The organism is Streptomyces sp. NBC_01363, assembly GCF_026340595.1.
GTDB lineage: Bacteria > Actinomycetota > Actinomycetes > Streptomycetales > Streptomycetaceae > Streptomyces.
The window spans coordinates 5583165-5602933 of sequence record NZ_JAPEPF010000001.1 but is presented as its reverse complement, the minus strand read 5'-3'; the positions used below and the strand labels follow the sequence as shown (position 1 = coordinate 5602933).

Here is a 19769-nt window from a genome sequence, read left to right as displayed (position 1 = left end):
TAAGCGTCTGAACGTCTCTAGGCGCAATACCGGTGACTTTGAGGGTGTCGGCTCGTTGTGTTGGGTGTGCCAAGGCCGGGACAGGTGAAGTCGGTGGGGGGCGAGCGGTTTTCGGATCGCATCGCTCTCGGAGTGTTAACGCGTGCGTTTACGCCTGATCTGGTGGACGAGGTGGTGGCGGAGTGCGGGCGTGTTGAGCAGCGTCAGCGGCTGCTTCCGGCACGGGTGGTGGTGTATTTCGTGCTGGCGATGTGCCTGTTCTCGGGGCAGGGGTATGAGGAGGTCGGGCGTCTTCTCACGCAGGGTCTGGAGCGTCAGGGCCGCTGGGTAAAGGGGTGGCGGGTGCCTACGAGCGGAGCGATCGGGCGGGCGCGGCTGCGGCTGGGGCCGGAGGTGCTGAAGGCGTTGTTCGCCCGGGTGTGCCGGCCGGTGGCCGTCGCGGGGTCGCGGGGCGCCTGGTTTCGGGGGCTGCGGTTGGTGGCTGTGGACGGGACGACGTTCGATCTGCCGGACACGGTGGCGAATGCCGGGTATTTCGGGCGTCCGGGGACCGGCCGTGGGCAGGGCAGGAGTGCGTATCCGCAGGCCAGGGTTGCGGCTCTGGTCGAGTGCGGCACTCATGCGGTCTTTGCTGCCGAGGTCGGTCCGCTGGCGGTGCACGAGACCGTGCTGGCCGGGCGCCTGTTCTCTTCGTTGACCCGGGGAATGCTGCTGATGGCCGACCGCGGGTTCCTCGGATTCGACCTGTGGCGGGCCGCCGCGGCAACCGGCGCCGACCTGCTCTGGCGGGTCAAAAGCAACGCGGTGCTGCCTGTGGTGACGTCGCTGCCCGATGGTTCCTACCTGTCGGAGATCGTCGCCGCCCGTGACAAGAACCGGCGGGCCGACCCGGCCCGGGTCCGCGTCATCGAGTACACCCTTGGCCCACGCGGGAAGGACGGCACCGTCTACCGGCTGGTCACCACCCTCCTCGACCCGGACACCGCGCCGGCGGCGGAACTTGCCGCGCTCTACGCCGAACGCTGGGAGATCGAGACCACGCTGGACGAGATCAAGACGCACCTGGGCGGGCCACGTCTGGTCCTGCGCTCCCAGCACCCGGCCGGGGCCGAGCAGGAGATATTCGCGTTCCTCCTCGTTCACCATGCCGTGCGGGACCTCATGCACGAAGCCGCACGACAGGAGGGACACGATCCGGACCGGATCTCCTTCACCCGCGCCGTGCGCGTTGTCCGCCGCCAGGTCACCGCCCAGGCGGGCTTTTCCCCCCTCCCGACTCACGCGGGCCCTCGCACAGACTCTGCTTGAAATCGGTCAACGGCTCCTGGAACCACGGCGGTTACGCTCCAATCCCCGTGTCATCAAACGCAAGATGTCCAACTGGGCCCTCAAACGCACCGAACACAACAACCAGCCCCGGCCGGACACCCCAGTAGTCACCCTCGTCGGACCCACCAAACCAGCCCCAACCTCCCGGAAAAAGACCTAAATCACCGGTATTGTCTCTAGGCGAGGAATGTCTTGAGCTCGTGGACGAGCTTGCGGATGTGGCCGGAGAGCACCGGCGTACCGAGGTCCTTGAAGCGTTCGCGGAACCACGGGTTGACACTGCCGCGGCCGGAGCTGGCGACCGAGCCGACGGGGATGAACTTGGCTCCCGAGCGGTGAATGGCGACCATGCTCTCGAACAGTGGCTCGGTCTGCCATTCGTAGAAGTCGGAGATCCACACCACGACGGTGTTGCGGGGCTCGGCGATCTTCGGCTGGGCCAGTGCCATGGCCACCGTGCCGTCGGTGCCGCCCCCGAGGTTGGTGCGCAACAGGGTCTCGAAGGGGTCGTGCACCCAGGGCGTGAGGTCGAGGGCCTGTGTGTCGTACGCGATCAGGTGGACGTCCACCTTCGGCAGCCCGGCGAAGATCGACGCCAGGATGGTGCAGTTCACCATCGAGTCGACCATCGAGCCCGACTGGTCCACGACGACGATCAGCCGCTGGGGTGTCGTCTTGCGGACCGTGTGCCGGTAGTAGAGACGGTCGACGTAGAGCCGCTCCTCCTCCGGGCTCCAGTTGGTGAGGTTCTTCCAGATCGTGCGGTCGAGGTCGAGGTTCCGGAACACCCGCTTGGGCGGGACGGAACGGTCCAGGGCGCCCACCGTGGCCTTCTCGACCTGGGTGCGCAGTACTTCGGCGACCTCGTCGACGAAGCGGCGGATCAGGTCCTTGGCGTTGGCCAGGGCCACGCCCGAGAGGTTGTTCTTGTCGCGCAGCAGCTGTTCGATGAGTGACATGCTCGGGGTCAGCTGCGCGGCGAGCCGGGGGTCGGCCAGTACCTCGCGCAGGTGCATCCGCTTGACGAGGTCGGCCTCGATCGTGCCGAGTTCCGGGCCGATGGCCGGAATCAGCCGGCTGAGGTCGGGGGTCGTTCCGCCACCGCCGCTGCCGGTCGGGCTTGCACCAGGCCCTGCGGTCCGTCCCCCGGCACGGCCACCACGCAGCTCGCCGGGTTTGCAGCCGAGCGCGCGCTCCAGCCAGCCCGCGTCGGACTGCCAGCGCGCCAGCTGTCCTGCGGTGACCGTGCCCGAGGCGGAGGCGAAGACGTTGAGCAGCACCTTCGACACCAGCGCCGCCCGTCGTACTTCGGCGGCCCGGTCGCGTGCGTCGTCGGGGTCGGGGGCGGGTGCCATCAGGCCGTCGAACTCGGCGACCAGCTCCGGGTGGCGCTGCACGATCGAGTCGACGGAGACCTGTGGGTCCAGCAGTGCGGAGGGCAGGCCGATGTCCTCGACGACGGCGAGGCTCGCGGACTCCAGCGTGCCCTGTTCCTCCTGGTCGAAGAGCCGGGCGAGGAGCCGCCAGTACAGCACCTGGCGGCGGTTGTCCTGGGGGTCCGCCTCCGGGGCCCGCGGGGTCGTGTTCTCGGTGGATCGTTCCGTCGTGTGCTCCGTCATTTCCGCAGCAGCCTCCCCGCACGCTCCCGCAGCACGGTCACGGCGTCGGTGGCGGCCTTCTCGGCCTTGACTCCGGCCTTGTCGGTCGTGCCGCCGGCCCATCCCCCGGCGTGGATCGCGACAGCCTTCTTCCGTACGGTCGTCTCGACGGCCAGGGGCTGGACGCGGTACGTCCCGGCGTCCCAGCGGAGCAGTCCGATGCACACGCCGGATGCCGCGACGGCCTCGGGGGTGAGCGGCCCGGCGGTCGGAATGCGGTCGGTGTCGACGGCGAGAGGGTCTCCGGCGAAGGTGAACGTCAGTGCGTCGTCATCCTTGTGGGCGGCGTAGCCCTCCAGGAACACGGGGACGGCGATGCGTGCCGGGTGCCGGTCCAGGGGTGCGGTCGCCGCGTCGGCGGCGGTGGGCAGCGCGACGCGAGCGGTGGCGAAGGCATCGGCGGGCTCGCCCCGGCGTGCGTGCTCGTCGCTCCAGACCAGGTCGCCCTCGGCGGTGACCGGCATGTCGGTGAGGTCCATCGAGCGGCCTTCACTGACGGCCGCCAGGAGCGACATGTGCGGGCGGAGCAGCTGCCAGAGCCCCGCTCCGACGACCGTGTCGGGCTTCGGTACCGATATTCCGGCACGCAACAGGCGGGGCGACGTACCGTCCGCAGGCTCGAATACCGCGTGGACCTGGGCCTGTACGGCGGTCGCGTGTTCATGGACGTCGACGCCGAGGGGCAGGAGGCGGCCGGTGGCCGTACCGGTCACCGGCACATCGGCCGCACCGGGCAGCGTCAGCAGCAGCGCGCGTGCCCACAGGTCGGCCCAGCGTCGTGCCGGGATCCGCTCCAGGGACGTGCCCGGACAGGACGCGGCAAGTTCGGCGGCGAATCCGTCGAGGAGCGTCGCCAGGCGGCGCAGCGAGGGGTCCGGAAGCATCGCGGAGACGACCGGCGCCGCCCCGGAGACCACGTCGTGGTCGATGCCCTGCCACCCGGAGCGCGCCAGATCGGACAGCCAGGAGCGGGCGGCGGCGAGCAGGTTCACCGCCTGCTGCCCGGTGGGCGACGGGACGGTCTCCTCGCTGCGGGGTCGGCCGGTCGCCTCCTCGATGCGGGTCATCAGTGCGTCGTGGACGGAACCGAGGAGTGCGGTGCGTGCGGCGGCGAGGGCGACGAAGTGGTCCTCGCTCGCGGCTCCGCCCGCCGCCTTCTCCGCCGCCTCGGCGACCCTGGCGGCGAGCGGGGTCCCGGCGACCGCGTGGGCGAGTCCGGTCAGCCCGGCGGTCCGGGCGGGTTGCGGACGGAGCAGGCCGGCGACGAGCGCCCGGTCGAAGGCGTCGACGGCCGTGAGGGCTTCATCGAGCCCGGTGATGGTCTCCGAGAGCAGGTCGGTGCGCATCATGCCACCGCCCTGGTCGGCGGGAACCACTGCATCTCCGGCAACGGTGCGGTGGTCGGGGTGAGTTCGAGGTAGGCGAGGTGGCGCAGGAACCGGCTGAAGACGGGTGCGGCGGCCTTGCTGTCGCCCTGCGGCGGACGTGCGTCGCTCATGCCGGCGGTGATGGTGTGCGCGCTCGGCTCCCCGTCAGCGGTCTCGACTTTCAGGTAGCGGGCGACGCGCTCGGCGCCGTACTGCAGCACCGCCTCGTTGACCAGGGCCCGGATGTGATTGCAGAACGACCCCCGCGCGCCGCCGCACGGCCGGTTGTTGTTGGTGCTGCAGGCGAACGTGTAGGTGCCGGCGGCGACCGACGACACATAGACCCGGCCGATGTCCGAGCCGCTGGACACCACACCCTGCAGGCGTCCGTCGGCCAGCTCGACGAACGGGACTTTGGCCAGCTTGCGCGGTCGTGCGGGTGCCGTCACCCGTGCCGTGCTCGACCTCTCCCAGTCTGACAACGCACCACTCCTCTGTGCACCAGGGCGACTTCTGCGCCACAATGGCAGGACACGACCGAACGTACCTGCGACCACTGACAACGCCCGGTCGCGGACGCACGACGGTCCCCGCACCTGGCTGCGCATCGGACACGCGTGGAGCCCGCTGCCCCGGTCCCGAGCCGTGCTCCGCACGCCGGCTGCGGCACTTGTCCTGGGACCCTGAGCGTGGGCTGTCGACAGTGCGGCCCGCTTCGGCGAGGACCCCGGGCACGAGGCGAGGAGCGGAGCGCGCCGTGCCCGGGGCAGGCGTCAGAGAGTGCGGGCTGCTCCTCGGGGGGCCACGATCCCTCCGCCCGGGGGCAGCGGGTAGAACGGGATGGCGACGAGGTCGTACTGGGGGCACGGCGTCGTGATGCACTGCTTCGGCGAGGGCACACAGACATGTCCGGCAGGCGCCACGACGGCGGCACATGGGGTCGCCCGTGGTACGACCGGGCTTTCTCCGGCGGACGCCGGGCTCGTCATGGTCAGGGGCAGGGCGGTGAGAGCGACCGCCGTGGCGGCACGCAGCAAGTTCTCGATCACAAGCAGCAGAGATAGCCGCACCCCAGCGCGGCGTCGCACCGGCTGAGGGGTCAATCACCCGTTCGGGTTGCGATGTTCACCATCGGAACGTACTACCCACCCCAAGAGAAGGGGCTGTGGCGCTTCGCCGGACGCTCGGGACGGTCACGCCGACCCGGCGCTCCGGGTCCGTACAACCTTTTGTGCCCCTCGCGTGTCGAGGGGGACGTTTCGTTGCTTGAGTCAATGAGTCAAGGAGTCCCGTTGCGCAGATCTGTCACGGCTGCTGCCGTGATCACAGCTGTCGTTGCCGTCCCGCTGGTCCCGACAGCGTCTTCCGCCGCAGCCCCCTACAAGGGAGCCAACACTGCAGCCGTCCAGGACGACTTCAACGGCGACGGCTACCGCGACCTGGCCGTCGGTGCTCCGTCGGCGGCCAATGGCAGCGTGGCGGAGGCCGGAGCGGTCGTCATTCTCTACGGTTCGGCCTCTTCGGTCAGTGCCACGCGCCGGACCGTCATCACGCAGGCGACGTCCGGGATCCCGGGCGATCCCGAGGCATGGGACGGCTTCGGCCGGACCGTGGCCAGCGCCGACCTGGACCGGGACGGCTACGCGGACCTCCTGGTGGGTGCGCAGGGCGAGGATGTCGGCGGCAAGGACGGCCGGGGCTCCGTGACCGTGGTGTGGGGCGGCTCCGGTGGGCTGAAGGGAGGCGCGAGCATCTCGCCGCCCGCCGGTTACGGGGATGGACGCACGTACTGCGGCTTCGGCATGTCCCTGGCCACCGGGGACATGAACGGTGACGGCGCCCCGGAGGTCTCCATCGGCTCCCGATGCGAAGGGGCCTCGTACACCGGCCCCTTCTCCCGCACCGGAAAGGGCGCCTCCAACTACCGGGAATGGCGCATGGGCGAAACCCGCGGCGTGGTGATGGGCGATGTGAATCACGACGGCAGGGCGGAGCGGTTCTGGCTGCCGGGCCCCTCGGACGACGACCTCCGCGGATCGGTGTACATCGACAACGGCCCTCCCGGCGAAGACGGCCTCGATGCCAGGCCCGTCGAACTCCCCTACGCCGACGGCCATTCCGGCCGTATCGGAGATGTCAACGGCGACGGCTACGGGGACCTCGTCACCGGCATCGCCGATGACGACTCCCTTTCCGGCGGCACGGGCTCGGCGCACCGCGGTGGCGAGATCCAGGTGCTGTACGGCAGTGCGCAGGGCATCACCACCGCCCAGCGCCCGAAGATCTTCCACCAGGACACGGCGGGGGTCCCCGGCGTCGCGGAGAACGCCGACCGGTTCGGCCAGTCGCTCAGCATCGGAGACGTGAACGCCGATGGCTACGCCGACGTTCTCGTCGGCTCCCCCGAGGAGGCGGTCGGCACGCGCAAGTCGGCCGGCACGGCCGTGCTGCTGCGCGGTTCCGCCTCCGGCCTGACCACGGCGAAGTCGGCCGGATACACCCAGGACACCGCGGGCGTGCCGGGCGCCGCCGAGACCGGGGACCAGTTCGGTGCCGCGGTGCACCTTGCCGACCTCAACAAGGACGGCAGGGCCGAGACGATCGTCGGCGTGCCCACCGAGAACAGCGACGGCTGCGTGTGGGTCGCCCGCGGCTCGGCCTCCGGGCCCGTCCTGAGCGGCTCGGTCAACCTGTGCGGCAAGAGCGCCGGAATCACCGTCCGCGACGCCAAGGGCTACTTCGGTGCGGCGCTGACCGGCGTCCACACAGAGAGCTGACACCCGTACGTCCGGTCGCGCGCGGGACGCGGCCGGACGTACGCCGGGGCCGATCACCAAACGGACGTCGTCCCTCACCTCGCCCGCGGGCTCATCCCACTCCGCCGGCTCCTCAGAGGAGAAGGCGCAACAGATGCTCGCAGGCGGCCTGTTCGCTCGGGTGCCGTGCGATGACCTCGTAGGTACCGCGTTCGTACGCACCGGTCTCCCACACCCCGTCGGGTGCCTGCCGCAGGAACAGGAAGTCCGTGGGGGTGGGAACCGGTTCGTGGACGCCCTCGATGCGGTAGTAGCCGTCGGCCACGCCTGCCCGGCTCAGCGCCGCGTACAGCTCCCGGCGGTCCACGCCGAAGCTATGCGCCGGCGGACGTGAGGTAGTCGTGCTCCAGCAACCACTTGACGTTCAGCCGCTGACCCTGGCCCGGGTCGAGGAAGACCGCGTCCAGCTTGATCTGCTGACCGCCGCCCGGCTGCTCGAACCACGGGGCGATGCTGCCCTGCCACACCCAGAAGGGCTTGGCCACCTTGTAGACGCGGTAGTCACAAGCGACGGCTGCGTCACGGGTGTTGAGGTTCTGCGGCGGCAGCGCGCGCTCGGCGTAAGCGTCACCGGCGGGTGCCAGGTAGCCGCCGTACTCGGAGCCGAAGCGGTCCAGACGCTGGCCCGGACGCAGCTTGGTCGGCTCCTTGTCGATCTGCCCGTTGACCTGACCGAATCCGTCGTTGGGCGGGTACTTCCAGCTGCCGGAGTCGGCGGGGCCTTCCCAGTACTTCTTCAGGAAGGCCTGCGGGGACAGGTTTCCGGTGCGCTTGTACCCCTTGAGGAGCGGGCCCACGGGTGCCAACCGGGTGTTCGGAAGCCACTTGGGACCGAGTCGGGCATCGCCGCGGAACTCACCGGTGCAGGGCTCGTGGTGGACCTTGGACGAAGACGACCGGTCCTCCGGCTTCGCCGAGGCGCTCGCGGCGGGGGCCGCGATGAGCCCGGCGGTGATGCCGAGCACGGCAAGCACGTTGCGCATGCGGTTCATTCAGGTGTCCCCTCGGGTGCTGAAGATCATTCACGGTAACTGACGAAGAGTAGCCATTCATTCACCCACAGCGTCCGCGCCGTGCCGCTGAAAACCGGCCATCCTGTCGGGCTCCGCGGTAACTCCCGCTGCGACGAGGTGGGCGACCGTTTCGGGATGGGGCCGCCGGGAGACCTTCTTGCGCCGTCGCTGGTTCATGGGCACCGGGATGGACGACCGGGTGCGCGGCAGGGACAGCCCTGTCCCTTCGTCAACCGCGGGTCACGCGACCGGGAGGCCGAGCCCGGCGGCGATGGCGCTGACCCGGGTGAAGACGGAGACCGGGTAGGTCGTCGCAGTACTTGTTGCCCGTGGAGACCACACCGATCGCCTTCCCGCCGGCGACCAGTGGGCCACCGAAGTCGCCGCGGCAGACGCTGTCGTGGGTCCCGGCGGCCGGGATCCCGCACACCTTGAGGGCGGCGGATTCGCCCGGTTCGGTGAAGGGCGCACAACCCAGCAGGTCGCGGGGCGCGACCGCGTCCTTGATGCAGTGTGCGGCGGTGAGCACCCAGTAGGAGCCACCAGGGTGCCGCCGCAGAACTGCTCGCCGTCCGGAGTCTCTATGAGCATGGCGTACGGATGGTCCACCACGGTGGTGTTCCGACCGCCGTGGACGGCGGCGGGTGTCGCGGTGACCGCGAGCCCGGCCGCGGTGAGTACAGAGGCGGCCGGCGCGGCAGCGGCGGTACGCCTGTTGAACGTGTACAAGGAGACCGCGCGGGGCGGGCTCGCGGTGAACATCATCGAGTGCTGATCGCGTGGGCCCTGACCAGTACTTTTCTGCCTTTCAGCACTGTCAGGGCCTTCCCTGCCTACGCGGCGGAAAGTCCCTGGAATCTCCCGAGACAGACGTGAAAGTCCCTGAAAAGTCCCTGGCATGGCCCTGCCGCAGTACGCCTCAGAGGAAACACCGAACCGCTTCATGGGCTGTCCGTCGTCGGCTTCGGTGTCGGGGAGCCGGCCCGCTGTACGCCCTCTGAACCGTGGACAGCGCGGGACCTCAAGACCAACGCATTGCAAGACCATGAGTGTTCGTGTTACGTGGTGCCCGGTCGCGCCACAGAGTGATGTTTTGCCTGATCAAAGCACATGCGGTTGATTGAACTGTGTCACCTCGTATTACACCGTCAATGGCGTCCGGCCACCGGCTGGCCACCGGAGGGGCCGCAATTAACGACAGGAAGCGAGGCCGCCCGAATTGCGGGCTTCTCACAGCGCTTCTGCAGCCGGTCCCGCCCAGTGCAAGTCTTCCCCTCGTGGCTGCCGGAGAGACGGTCGGTCTCCTGGGCGATGACAAGTCCTTGTCACTGGCTCTGTCAAGCAGTAGCGGTTCTGGAACAAGTGCCCTAAAGCCAATACCGGTGATTTAGGTCTTTTTCCGGGAGGTTGGGGCTGGTTTGGTGGGTCCGACGAGGGTGACTACTGGGGTGTCCGGCCGGGGCTGGTTGTTGTGTTCGGTGCGTTTGAGGGCCCAGTTGGACATCTTGCGTTTGATGACACGGGGATTGGAGCGTAACCGCCGTGGTTCCAGGAGCCGTTGACCGATTTCAAGCAGAGTCTGTGCGAGGGCCCGCGTGAGTCGGGAGGGGGAAAAGCCCGCCTGGGCGGTGACCTGGCGGCGGACAACGCGCACGGCGCGGGTGAAGGAGATCCGGTCCGGATCGTGTCCCTCCTGTCGTGCGGCTTCGTGCATGAGGTCCCGCACGGCATGGTGAACGAGGAGGAACGCGAATATCTCCTGCTCGGCCCCGGCCGGGTGCTGGGAGCGCAGGACCAGACGTGGCCCGCCCAGGTGCGTCTTGATCTCGTCCAGCGTGGTCTCGATCTCCCAGCGTTCGGCGTAGAGCGCGGCAAGTTCCGCCGCCGGCGCGGTGTCCGGGTCGAGGAGGGTGGTGACCAGCCGGTAGACGGTGCCGTCCTTCCCGCGTGGGCCAAGGGTGTACTCGATGACGCGGACCCGGGCCGGGTCGGCCCGCCGGTTCTTGTCACGGGCGGCGACGATCTCCGACAGGTAGGAACCATCGGGCAGCGACGTCACCACAGGCAGCACCGCGTTGCTTTTGACCCGCCAGAGCAGGTCGGCGCCGGTTGCCGCGGCGGCCCGCCACAGGTCGAATCCGAGGAACCCGCGGTCGGCCATCAGCAGCATTCCCCGGGTCAACGAAGAGAACAGGCGCCCGGCCAGCACGGTCTCGTGCACCGCCAGCGGACCGACCTCGGCAGCAAAGACCGCATGAGTGCCGCACTCGACCAGAGCCGCAACCCTGGCCTGCGGATACGCACTCCTGCCCTGCCCACGGCCGGTCCCCGGACGCCCGAAATACCCGGCATTCGCCACCGTGTCCGGCAGATCGAACGTCGTCCCGTCCACAGCCACCAACCGCAGCCCCCGAAACCAGGCGCCCCGCGACCCCGCGACGGCCACCGGCCGGCACACCCGGGCGAACAACGCCTTCAGCACCTCCGGCCCCAGCCGCAGCCGCGCCCGCCCGATCGCTCCGCTCGTAGGCACCCGCCACCCCTTTACCCAGCGGCCCTGACGCTCCAGACCCTGCGTGAGAAGACGCCCGACCTCCTCATACCCCTGCCCCGAGAACAGGCACATCGCCAGCACGAAATACACCACCACCCGTGCCGGAAGCAGCCGCTGACGCTGCTCAACACGCCCGCACTCCGCCACCACCTCGTCCACCAGATCAGGCGTAAACGCACGCGTTAACACTCCGAGAGCGATGCGATCCGAAAACCGCTCGCCCCCCACCGACTTCACCTGTCCCGGCCTTGGCACACCCAACACAACGAGCCGACACCCTCAAAGTCACCGGTATTGGCCCTAAAGCAGCGCCCTGCACTTGCCCACATGCCGACTGAGTCCATGACGCGCGTCTTCCCGGAGCACAGACTTGCTCCTACCTGTCTGCACAATTGAGATGAACTTCATGCCCCAGTCACTCGGGCAGGAGCTGACGGTGTGCCGTCTCCTCCCTGGGCGACCATGGTGGCACAGCGTGCGCTGGCGAGGTTGTTGCGGGTGGTCAGGGTGTCGGGGTGGGTGGGCGCGGTGGCAGGAACGGGGTCGATACAGGACTCCTGTTCCTGCCACGACCGCTCCCGTCTATGGCTCCGCCCGTGGACCCACGAGACACCCCGGTAGTTCTTGAGTCTCCGCGTGAACGCCAACAACTGGTTCGAGGTCGAGGACCTGGAGAAGTATGGCGAGGGGCCCTAGTGTCCTGCGCCGGAAATCTCGGCCTTAAGTTTACTGATGGTTTTCAGTGTCTGGTGGGGTGATCCTGGTGAGGTAGTCGGCGAGGGAGTTGAGGATCTCGTCGGCGGTCTTGGTCCAGGTGAACGGCCTGGGATTCTCGTTCCAGGTGGCGATCCACGCCTTGATGTCGCTCTCGAGGGCTTTGACAGAGGTGTGGACGCCGCGGCGGATGAGCTTGTCGGTCAGCAGGCCGAACCATCGCTCGACCTGGTTGATCCAGGAGGATCCGGTCGGGGTGAAGTGGACGTGGAAGCGGGGATGCCGACCCAGCCATGCCTTGATCTCGGGGGTGTTGTGGGTGGCGTAGTTGTCACACACCAGGTGCACGTCGAGTTCACGCGGTACGGCCTTGTCTATCGTGACCAGGAACTTCTTGAACTCGATTGCCCGGTGGCGGCGGTGGAGTTCGCCGATGACGGTGCCGTCGGCGATGTTGAACGCGGCGAACAGGCTGGTGATGCCGTGGCGCAGGTAGTCGTGGGTGCGGCGCTCGGGCATGCCCGGCATCATCGGCAGCACTGGCTGGGACCGGTCCAGCGCCTGGATTTGGCTCTTCTCATCGACACACAACACCACCGCCTTCTCGGGCGGGTTGTGGTAGAGGCCGACGACGTCGACGACCTTATCGACGAACTGCGGGTCGGTGGACAGCTTGAACGCATCCTGCAGGTGCGGCTTGAGGTCGAACTTCTTCCAGATCCGCCCGATGGTGGACTTCGACAATCCGGTGCGCTTCGCCATCGAGGCGCGCGACCAGTGGGTGTCCTCCCCCGGAGTGGACTCCAGCGTCGCGACGACCACGTCCTCGACCCGGTCAAGCAGGATCGAGGGCGGCCGGCCCGGGCGCGGCTCGTCCGCGAGCCCGTCCAGACGACCCGCGATGAACCGCGACCGCCAGCGGTTGACCGTCGCCTGCGCGATGCCGAGCTCGGTGGCGACCTGCTTGTTCGTCCCGCCCTCCGCGCAGCGCAGCACGATCTTCGCGCGCAGCGCCAGGAACTGCGCGGTCTTCGCCCGCCGCGCCCAGCGCGTCAACTGTGCATGCTCGGCCTCGGTGAGGACCAGGTCCGGCTTGCGCCGGCCCGGCCGTGGCTCGTCGGCCAGGCCCGCCAGCCGGTGAGCCGCGAACCGGGAGCGCCACTTGCGCACCGTCGCGACGTTCACGCCCAAGTCGGCCGCCACCTGGGCACTTGACGCACCATCCGCACACGACAGGACGATCCGCGCGCGCTCGGCCGGACGAGATCCCGCCCCACCACCCGCCCAACGCGACAACTCGGCGCGCTCCTCCCCAGACAGCACGACCTCGACAGCACGCGGACCCCGATGCGACATGAAAACAGCCTACAGACTTACAGCAGCAATTTCAGGTGCAGGACACTAGGCCTCGGGCGAGGGATTGTCTCTTCGTTGATGCCTCCGAGGCCCCACACGACGCACGGCCCCAGCCACTGGGTGGCCGGGGCCGTGCGGGAGTGCTGTGGTGCGGGTGGTGCGAGGTGGTTACTGCTGGGTGTAGCGCTCCACCAGGTGGACCCGCTCGAAGGTCCAGGCAGAGCCGGTGGAGGACCAGCTGCCCGTATGGCCGTTGAACGTGCCGTTGGCCTTCGACGTCATGGTGAACATGCGGATCGTGCCGGCGTCGTAGCCGTACATGAAGCCGAGGTCATCACGACCGTCGCCGTTGTAGTCACCGGCGACGACCTTCATGTGCTCGCGCCACAGGTTGCCCGCCGGGATGGTGGCGGCGACCGTGCGGGTCTTGAAGGTGCCGTCGGCCTCGGCGAGGAAGGTGGAGATGCCGTCGGAGCCGTCGGCGTAGTCGTACCAGACGGAGATGTCGTCGCGGCCGTCACCGTTGAAGTCACCGGAGTTGACAGTGGAGCGGGCGCCTTCGCCCCAGCTGGGTGACTCCCAGCCGGCGACCGGGTCGGCGAAGCCACCGTCGGGCTTGGCGAGGAAGGTGAACAGGCGCGCGGACTTGTCGCTGTACGTGTAGAAGACGGCGAGGTCGTCGCGGCCGTCACCGTTGTAGTCACCGGTGCCGAACTTCATGTTCTCGACCCACCAGTTGTCCTTCGGCCTGCTGAAGGACGCGACCGGGTTGGCGAAGCCACCGTCGGGCTTGGCCAGGAAGGTGAACAGCTTGTCGCTGCCGTCGGCGTAGTCGTACCAGACGGAGATGTCGTCGCGGCCGTCACCGTTGAAGTCGCCGCTCTGCGGGTTCACGTTGGCGGCGGTCCAGTTGCCGGGCGCCACCTTCCAGGAGGTGAGGGGTTCGGCGAAGTTACCGTCGCCCTTGCCTAGCCAGGTGAAGAGGGCCATCGAACCGTCGGTGTGGCCGTAGAAGGCCGCCACGTCGCCGGTGCCGTCACCGTTGTAGTCGCCGGTGAGGAACTTCATGTTGTCGGCGGTGTAGCCGCCGGCCGGACGGGTCCAGCTGGTGACCGGCGGCAGGAAGGTGCCGTCGGGGCCCGCGATGAAGCGGTGCATGGCGTCGTGGCCGTCGGTGTAGTCGTACCAGTCGACGATGTCGCTGCGGCCGTCGTTGTTGTAGTCGTTGCGGATGACGGTCCCGCTGGACCAGCGTGACTCCTTCTTGTCCGTGTAGACGACGAAGTTGCCGCGGTCGGTCAGGACGGCGGAGCCGCCGGGGGCCGACGTCTTGGACTCCCACAGCTTGGTGGTGCCATCCGCCTTGAGTACGACGAGGTTGCCGGTTGCGTCCAGACTCACGGTGGCACCCGCGTTGCCGCCGGTGCCGGTGGACCACAGGGTCTTTCCGGCGTTGGAGGCGATGACGAAGTTGCCGTCCGCCTGGAGAGTGGCCTTGGCAGAGTTGGAGATCAGCGAGTCACCGGACAGCAGCCGCTGCCCCGGCAGCAGTGCGGCGCCAAGGGCCGCGCCGTCCGCGCGGGAGGCGACCGCGCCGTTGCGGGTCTCCTCGGTGCCGAAACAGCCGCCCTGCCAGGACCGGCTGCTGACGCCGACCAGCTCGTACGAGCCGCTGCCGGTGTCCCTAAGGACGGGGCCGCCGCTGTCACCCATGCAGATCGCGTCTCCGGCCGTGGCGCCGGTGATGTTCAGCGCGTCACCGGTGGCGGAGTCCACCGTGAAGTTGGCCTCGTGGAGCTTGTCCGGCACCCACTCGGTCTTGGTCCGGCCGTAGCCCGCGACCTTCAGCGCGTCACCGGCGGCGGGTGGCGTCGTGGCCAGCTTGACCGGAGCGATGCCGGTGGCGGGGGCGGCCAGCCGGGCCATCACCATGTCGCGTCCCGCGCGCGGGACGATCTGCACAATCTCGCTGACGTGGCCGCCGGTGGTGGCGGTCAGGTCGGTGCGGCCGATCGTGGCGATCGTCTTCAGCGCGGGCTTCCCGGCGACGACCTCGGCGGGTGCCTGCGGGTCTGCGGCGAAGCAGGAGGCGGCGGTCACGATCCACTGGGCGTCGACCAGCGCGCCAGTACAGGCACGGCTCTTGTCGCCGTCGCCGATGTTGAGTTGCGCGGTGAAGGAGTAGCTGCCTGCGGCGGCGGGGGTACCGACCACTGCCTGCGCGGGTACCGCGAGGGTGGTGCCACCCATGGCGGCGGCAAGTGCGAACAGCGCCATGCCGCGTATCGCACCGGAACGTCTACCAGACACGTAATTTCCTTACAGATTCTAGGAATTGAAAGCAGCCGAACACAGGAGACTCGGGGCGAGCTCGAAGTACGTTGTCCGGCGGAGCGTGGCGGCTCCGGCGCGAGGCTCCGCCGGCGGGTTACTTGGAGGACCTGATCTCGACGAGCATGTGATCGCGGCCCTCTGGGTCCGCGGTCTCACCCACCGAGGTCCAGGTGTTCTTAGCGATGTCGAACGACTTCTCCTCGGTACCTACGGTCATGTCGACCGCAGTCGTGTAGTCGTTGCCCTTGATCGCGTAGACCGCGGGGAGCTCCAGGGCCAGCCAGCCGGAGTCGCCCACCACCTTGAAGCAGATCTTGTCCGTCCTGTCGCGGGCCAGGATCTCCAGGAGGCCGGTGCCACCCGCACAGTCGGCCAGGGTGATGTGCCCGTCGCCGCGCTTGAGGACGATGTTCCTCTCGGCCAGGATCTTGTCCGCCAGCGGATAGCTGAAATCCTCCACCGCGGAACCGGGGGCGTCCCCCGCGACCAGTGCGGTGGGCCCTGTCTGCTGCGATACCACGCCGGGGATGCCCGTGGTCGCAGCGATCCAAGCCAGGGCGCCGACCGCGGCCGCGCCCAGTGCGCGCCGCGCAAGCCGCTTACGCTGCGGCTTCACGGACATTCTGCTGTATTCCTTCATTGCATCCCCAAATTCGTCGCTGACGGCCGGATGTTCATCATCGGGATCGAATTCGGGTGCGCAGGAATGCGATATCGACATCACCCTGCCGGACATGCCTCAACTCCCCTGGAAAACAGCTCCCTTACCTCTCGAAGTGAGAGGCCCCCTGCCCCGGCGATCACCATCCGCTTCGTCATACCAACATGAAGTGACCCCCAGGTCGAGTGCAGAAAGCCATGCATACTGCGGCAAACCTCACGCGTCATTCGTGATCCCCATCACATTCCACAAAGGTTGTGCGGAAGATTGTGAAGGACATGTAAATGATCCCTGAGAAGCAGTCAGAAGCTGATTTCCAACGCGCGTTGAAGGATTGGGCTCCCCAATTGACTTCTCATGTATGAGCAGTTGATATGGTCCGGCACTACAAGAGGCCCTGCCTGCACGCTACTTCGCATCCATTGGCATTCCATCCCACGGGCACGTCGGAAATCGCCCTGCTAGTGAGATCCGACATGTCTGTCAACAGCTCATACGAGGACAACTCTCTTATGCAGACAACTTTCTGGAGCCGGCGCCGCGTGCTTGGTGCGCTCGCCGCCGCCACCGCCGTAGCCTCCACTCCCTCGGTGCTACTCGCCCCAGTCGCCGCCGCGGTGGAGGGCACAGTGCCGAATCCCGTCCCGCTGCCGGACACCGAGCGGGCGAAGGTGGTCAAAGCCTGGATATCGGGCGGAAGAGGCGTCAAGGCCGCTGCCGCCGAGGCCCTGCTCGGCTCCGACAGCGAGATCCAGACCTTCCTGGCCGAAACACTGCCGAACCAGACCGTGCAGGACAACCGCGTCGCCATCGTCAGCAGCCTGGACCGCGCGGGCAAGGGCCTGCGCCGTGAGGCGGTCGCCGCCCTCGACAACGGTGACGCCGCCATCGCCGACTTCCTGAGGGACGGCTTCAAACCCGCCATCCTCGAGGACCTCCGGGTGGCCACCACTATCGTGTCGGGCACCGGCGACAAGGCGGTCCAGCGAGACGCCACCGCCGCGCTGAACGCCGACACCCAGCCGACCCTGACCGCGTTCCTCACCGACACCCAGTACGACGCGCGCCTGGAGGACGCCCGGGTCCAGGTCACCACCATGCTGATGCAGGCCGGCCCAGAGGTGCAGAAGTACGCCGACCGTGCCCTCAGCGGCACCGCGTCCGACGTGGAGTGGTTCATCGAGACCGGGCAGCACATCGCCCGTGCCCGGGACCAGGAGTCGGCAACGATCGAGGAACTCGTTGCCGTCGTCGTGCGGGAGGGCAAGCGCGCCGAGCGCGAGACGAACCTGGCCGTCGAGGCATCCGCGCGCGCCCAGACCGCCGCGGAGAAGGCAAAGGAGGCGGCGGAGAAGGCCGCCGCCGAGGCGGCCGCTGCCAAGGAGGATGTGCAGAAGTCCGGGGCGGCGGCCCGCAAGGCGGCGGGCGCTGCGAAGGGCGCGGCGGATGCCGCCCGTAACGCCATCAACGCCTCGAACGCCGCTGTGTCGGCGTCCCGCCGCGCCTCCTGGGCCGCCACCGGCGCCGCCCAGGCCGCCGCGAACGCCGGCAGCGCCGCGGCCCGCGCCTTCCATGCCGCGATCGGTGCCTCCAAGGATGCTGGCAAGGCCGAGGCCGCCAAGAACGCGGCGGTCGCCGCCCGCAACGCCGCGGCCAAGGCGCGTACCGCGGCCAAGGCGGCCGACCAGGCCGCCGTCGCCGGAACCAAGGCCGCCGCCGCCGGTTCTGCCGCCGCCTCCGCCGCACGCAACGCGGCCGCCGCCGCGAACGCCGCCGCCCAGGCCGGCGCCGCCGCCGGCGCCGCACAGTCGGAGGCCGCAGAGGCCAAGCGCCAGGCCGCGATTGCATCCAGCGCCGCGAACCGGGCCACCAATGCCGCCTCCACCGCCCAGACCCTCGCCACCATCGCGGCCGCGGCCGCCCGCACCGCCCGGGACGCCGCCAACTCCGCGGCGGATCACGCCGACAAGGCGGCGGCCGCCGCCGAGGAGGCCGTGAAGTACGCGGGCAAGGCCGTCGACTACGCCAACAGGTCCACCGCCCACGCGGCGGCGGCTGTGCTGGCCGCCAACACGGCCACCAAGGCCGTCTCGGACGCCCTGCTGGTGGAGCAGAACGCGCGGAAGGCCGAGGCGGAAACCCTTGAGCAGGACAAACTGCAGGCCATCGAGGAGGTCAGGCTGCTCGCTGAGATTGAGACAAAGGAGCTGACTGCCTATCAGAACAAGGTCGGCCAGGCCCAGCAGACCGATCAGGCGACCAAGGATCTGATCACCAAGGCCGAGCAGGCGCTGGCGGCGAACGACATGGCGGTCGCGGCGGTTCAGGGGCGCAAGGCGGCCATCGCCCTGCTCAGCTCCAGGGGCGCCTGGACCCGGCAGGCGGCCCAGTTCGCCCTCTCCGGCACGGACGACGACGTGTACGCCTGGATCGACCTCGACCGGCTCCTGGCCCAGGGGCAGGATGACCGGGAGACCACGCTCCACGTGGCCACGATCGCCGGCCCCAGGATCGCCGAAGCGGCCCAGGGCGCCCTGGAGAGCCCCGATTCCAAGGCGGTCGGCGACTTCCTCACCGGCGGCATGAAGAAGGCCTCCGACGAGGACAACCGGGTGGCGATCGGTCGCATCCTGGCTTCGAACCCAGGCAAGGCCGTCACTATCGCGGCGAACAAGGCACTCGACCTCAACACCACCGAATCGCTGCAGAACTTTTTCGACCACGACTACCCCGAGGCGATACGGGAAGATGACGCGGTCCTCACCCTCACGCTGATGAACACCGGGGGTGCCTTCACCAAGGCGTACGCCGAGGTGGCCATGGAGGGGCCCGCCTGGATGCGCCGCAACTTTGTCTCCCTGGTGCAGTTCCGGACGGCCCAGCTCGACCACGACACCGCCACCCATGTCGCGGCGATCCGCGGCTCCATCGCGGCTGCGGCGAAGATCGCCGAGAAGGCGCAGGAGAACGCCGCCCTGGCATCGAAGGCCGGCGCCGACGCCCGTAGCGCCGCTGCCGAAGCCAAGGAGTGGGCGGCCAAGGCACTTGACTCCGCGGCCAAGGCCGACGACTACGCCGACGAGGCCAGGCGGAACGCGGACGCGGCCGACAAGTCCGCGGCCGACGCCAAGGCGTCCGCGGACAAGGCGAGCACGGCGGCGTCGACCGCCCGTGGTGCCGCCCGCTCCGCGAACTACTCGGCGAACAAGGCGATGGACTCCGCCCGCGCCGCCCTCAAGTCGTCGTACAGCGCCCAGGCTTCGGCCGCCGACGCCCGCGCTTCCTCGATCGCGGCGGGCAAGGACGCGGCGACGGCGGCGGCTGCGGCCACCGAGGCCAGGCAGATCGCTGCGGCCAAGCGTGAGGCCGAGGTCAAGGCGGCTGCCAAGGCGGCTGCCGAGAAGGCCCGCCGTGAGCGGGAGGCCAAGATCGACCCGGCCGACAAGGACATCAACAACCAGATCAACCCCAATGGCACCAGCGCGAACGCCGACGAGTGGTGGAACGACGCCGGCTTCTACGCCGACGCGTTCAACGCGATCAGTGTCGGCGCCGGGTTCCTGGCTGCGGGCTGCGCCCTCGCCGCCTTCGTGTTCCCCCCTGCGGCCGCGGCCGCAGGCTTCTTCGCCGCGGTCTCGATGGGCGCCGGCGCCCTCGGCACCCTCTTCACCGGCATCGAACACGGCTTCTCCAGTGGCGAGTTCATCGAATCCGCCATCGGCACCGGCCTGAGCCTGGTCACCTTCGGCCAGTCCAAGTGGATCGGTGCCGCGGACAAGGCGCTCGGCGGCAAGCTCATCAAGCCCGTCGTCGGCAAGCTCGCCGACGTCGGCGAGGACGTCGTATCGGGGGCCACCAAGGCCCTGTCGTCCATCTTCTGACCTGCGTCACAGTGCTCGGCGACCCGGCCGACCCGAACGGCCTCGGCCCGAGCCTGGACGATCCCGGCGCCGGCGAGCCCGGCGGC

General features: G+C 68.9%; 13 protein-coding genes and 1 pseudogene. 4 read left to right on the top strand and 10 right to left on the bottom strand.

Translation table 11 applies throughout. The features are described from left to right. The first annotated feature begins 66 nt into the window (after window positions 1-66). Window positions 67-1308, top strand: coding sequence for an IS4 family transposase (locus tag OG611_RS25400; protein WP_266426215.1), 1242 nt, complete (start codon window positions 67-69; stop codon window positions 1306-1308). A 197-nt stretch (window positions 1309-1505) separates the two neighbouring features. On the opposite strand, the gene OG611_RS25395 is transcribed toward OG611_RS25400, so the two are convergent. The 3 genes from OG611_RS25395 to OG611_RS25385 are packed head-to-tail and all read right to left on the bottom strand — an operon-like array spanning window position 1506 to window position 4836. Next, the gene (locus OG611_RS25395) at window positions 1506-2948 is read right to left on the bottom strand and encodes a VWA domain-containing protein (RefSeq protein WP_266424312.1); all 1443 of its coding nucleotides are present in this window, start codon (window positions 2946-2948) and stop codon (window positions 1506-1508) included. Further along, window positions 2945-4363, bottom strand: coding sequence for a hypothetical protein (locus OG611_RS25390; protein ID WP_266424309.1), 1419 nt, complete (start codon window positions 4361-4363; stop codon window positions 2945-2947). The genes OG611_RS25395 and OG611_RS25390 overlap by 4 nt, the downstream gene beginning before the upstream one ends. After that, complete coding sequence (locus tag OG611_RS25385) at window positions 4333-4836, bottom strand: hypothetical protein (protein WP_266424308.1); 504 nt, start codon at window positions 4834-4836, stop codon at window positions 4333-4335. Before OG611_RS25385 ends, OG611_RS25390 begins: the two co-directional genes overlap by 31 nt. An 810-nt stretch (window positions 4837-5646) precedes the next feature. On the opposite strand from OG611_RS25385, the gene OG611_RS25380 reads away from it, so the two are divergent. Continuing rightward, entirely contained in the window at window positions 5647-7131 is a 1485-nt protein-coding gene (locus OG611_RS25380) for an FG-GAP-like repeat-containing protein (protein WP_266424305.1), read from the top strand. A 112-nt stretch (window positions 7132-7243) separates the two neighbouring features. Here the strand turns inward: OG611_RS25380 and OG611_RS25375 are convergent, their stop codons facing one another. From OG611_RS25375 to OG611_RS40715, 3 genes are all read right to left on the bottom strand, one after another. Further along, the gene (locus OG611_RS25375) at window positions 7244-7477 is read right to left on the bottom strand and encodes a hypothetical protein (protein WP_266424303.1); all 234 of its coding nucleotides are present in this window, start codon (window positions 7475-7477) and stop codon (window positions 7244-7246) included. A 7-nt stretch (window positions 7478-7484) separates the two neighbouring features. Further along, the gene (locus OG611_RS25370) at window positions 7485-8162 is read right to left on the bottom strand and encodes a TNT domain-containing protein (RefSeq protein ID WP_266424301.1); all 678 of its coding nucleotides are present in this window, start codon (window positions 8160-8162) and stop codon (window positions 7485-7487) included. Between the two features lie 250 nt (window positions 8163-8412). Further along, entirely contained in the window at window positions 8413-8712 is a 300-nt protein-coding gene (locus OG611_RS40715) for a trypsin-like serine protease (RefSeq protein ID WP_323180227.1), read from the bottom strand. Window positions 8713-8766: 54 nt separating this feature from the next. On the opposite strand from OG611_RS40715, the gene OG611_RS40710 reads away from it, so the two are divergent. After that, the gene (locus OG611_RS40710) at window positions 8767-8958 is read left to right on the top strand and encodes a hypothetical protein (RefSeq protein ID WP_323180225.1); all 192 of its coding nucleotides are present in this window, start codon (window positions 8767-8769) and stop codon (window positions 8956-8958) included. An 831-nt stretch (window positions 8959-9789) separates the two neighbouring features. Here OG611_RS40710 and OG611_RS25360 read toward each other — a convergent pair. The 4 genes and pseudogenes from OG611_RS25360 to OG611_RS25345 form a co-directional block, all read right to left on the bottom strand. Continuing rightward, window positions 9790-10992, bottom strand: a pseudogene (locus OG611_RS25360) (IS4 family transposase); the annotation flags it as partial. Between the two features lie 471 nt (window positions 10993-11463). Further along, a complete protein-coding gene (locus OG611_RS25355) occupies window positions 11464-12807 on the bottom strand; it encodes an IS630 family transposase (protein ID WP_266424281.1) in 1344 nt (447 codons plus the stop codon). Between the two features lie 168 nt (window positions 12808-12975). Then, the gene (locus OG611_RS25350; protein ID WP_266424298.1) at window positions 12976-15117 is read right to left on the bottom strand and encodes an FG-GAP-like repeat-containing protein; all 2142 of its coding nucleotides are present in this window, start codon (window positions 15115-15117) and stop codon (window positions 12976-12978) included. A 118-nt stretch (window positions 15118-15235) separates the two neighbouring features. After that, the gene (locus OG611_RS25345) at window positions 15236-15763 is read right to left on the bottom strand and encodes a hypothetical protein (RefSeq protein ID WP_266424295.1); all 528 of its coding nucleotides are present in this window, start codon (window positions 15761-15763) and stop codon (window positions 15236-15238) included. 551 nt (window positions 15764-16314) lie between these two features. Here OG611_RS25345 and OG611_RS25340 point away from each other — a divergent pair. Next, the gene (locus OG611_RS25340; RefSeq protein ID WP_266424292.1) at window positions 16315-19683 is read left to right on the top strand and encodes an ALF repeat-containing protein; all 3369 of its coding nucleotides are present in this window, start codon (window positions 16315-16317) and stop codon (window positions 19681-19683) included. Window positions 19684-19769: the final 86 nt, after the last annotated feature.

Bases quoted from the DNA above. Each gene is read 5' to 3' on its own strand.
- OG611_RS25355 (WP_266424281.1), bottom strand. From the start codon at position 12,807: ATGTCGCATCGGGGTCCGCGTGCTGTCGAGGTCGTGCTGTCTGGGGAG.
- OG611_RS25370 (WP_266424301.1), bottom strand. From the start codon at position 8,162: ATGAACCGCATGCGCAACGTGCTTGCCGTGCTCGGCATCACCGCCGGG.
- OG611_RS40710 (WP_323180225.1), top strand. From the start codon at position 8,767: ATGAGCATGGCGTACGGATGGTCCACCACGGTGGTGTTCCGACCGCCG.
- OG611_RS25345 (WP_266424295.1), bottom strand. From the start codon at position 15,763: ATGTCCGTGAAGCCGCAGCGTAAGCGGCTTGCGCGGCGCGCACTGGGC.
- OG611_RS25395 (WP_266424312.1), bottom strand. From the start codon at position 2,948: ATGACGGAGCACACGACGGAACGATCCACCGAGAACACGACCCCGCGG.
- OG611_RS25340 (WP_266424292.1), top strand. From the start codon at position 16,315: ATGCAGACAACTTTCTGGAGCCGGCGCCGCGTGCTTGGTGCGCTCGCC.